The sequence below is a fragment of the Rhodococcus sp. Chr-9 genome, assembly GCF_000801125.1.
GTDB classification, from domain to species: Bacteria; Actinomycetota; Actinomycetes; order Mycobacteriales; family Mycobacteriaceae; genus Rhodococcus; species Rhodococcus pyridinivorans.
In genome coordinates this window covers 1-250 of record NZ_JTIZ01000079.1, presented here as the reverse complement: position 1 = coordinate 250, position 250 = coordinate 1, and the positions used below count along the sequence as shown (strand labels likewise).

At 56.0% G+C, this 250-nt stretch carries 1 rRNA gene; it reads left to right on the top strand.

Annotated elements, in window-relative coordinates:
* Positions 1-110: 110 nt before the first annotated feature.
* Positions 111-227: ribosomal RNA gene (gene rrf / locus QR64_RS11715) — 5S ribosomal RNA — on the top strand.
* Positions 228-250: the final 23 nt, after the last annotated feature.

Sequence of the window (250 nt, the reverse complement as noted above, 5' to 3'; positions counted from 1 at the left end):
GAAGATGTTACGCGTCCACTGTGCGGTATCTGAAACAACACACACAGATCCGAAAATCCTGCAGCAGCAGGTGATTCGAGGAATCTGCGTGGACTATTGTTTCATAGAGTTACGGCGGTCATAGCGACAGGGAAACGCCCGGTCCCATTCCGAACCCGGAAGCTAAGCCTGTCTGCGCCGATGGTACTGCACTCGACAGGGTGTGGGAGAGTAGGACACCGCCGAACACCCGTTCCGAAAGGGGACCCAC